The following is a 631-nucleotide window of genomic DNA, read 5'->3' as shown; positions in this document are numbered from 1 at the left end:
CCTGGATGGCCGTCAAGATCAACCGTCGCCCGCTGGTGCGGACCATGTCGGCGCTGGATGGCTTCGTAACGGCAGCGGTCACCGGGCCGCGGTTCCCGGACCCGCAAGACTGGATGTGCCCGCTCATGGGGTTGCCGCGCGACGTCTTGGCCAAAGGCTCTGCAACAGATCGGGCCGTGTTTGCTAGCGTCGCCAGGATCCACAACCGGATCAACGAGACGCTCTTCGACAGACCGCAGGATTATGCGCCCCGATTCGCCACCAAGCCCAGGGGCGGCATGGACGCCCGGCCGTGGTGCCAGGGGTTCTACGCGGCCATGAATCTCAACATCAAAAAATGGAAACGGCTACTCGACCTCAACAACCCCCATCACGGCCTGCTGCTGCCGATCCTGATCTACTGCGTCGACAAAAAGGGGAGGCCCGTCCTCGGCAAGCCCAGGCCAGGACCCGAGACCGCGCACTTCATCGAGCACGAGGCGTACAAAGACATCGCCCTCGTCATCCCCGCTCTGCGCGAACTCCACTACGTCACCCATTATGACCCGGAGTGATCGGCGCCGGCGCGCCCACGAACGAGAGACTAACCATCAAGGCGATTTCGGGAAAGGTGCCTTGGCGCACCGCTTAC

The 631-nt window shown here is 63.2% G+C and carries 1 protein-coding gene; it reads left to right on the top strand.

The genetic code is table 11. The annotated features are described in order from the left end of the window. Positions 1-554: UPF0149 family protein (locus NKI85_RS37835; RefSeq protein WP_352781008.1), on the top strand; the 554-nt coding region annotated here is incomplete at its 5' end. Positions 555-631 lie beyond the last annotated feature (77 nt).

Origin of the sequence: Mesorhizobium sp. M0571 (assembly GCF_040320985.1) — a bacterium.
Lineage (GTDB): Bacteria > Pseudomonadota > Alphaproteobacteria > Rhizobiales > Rhizobiaceae > Mesorhizobium.
The sequence above is the reverse complement of the archived record's forward strand: the minus strand, read 5'-3'. Positions and strand labels throughout refer to the sequence as shown.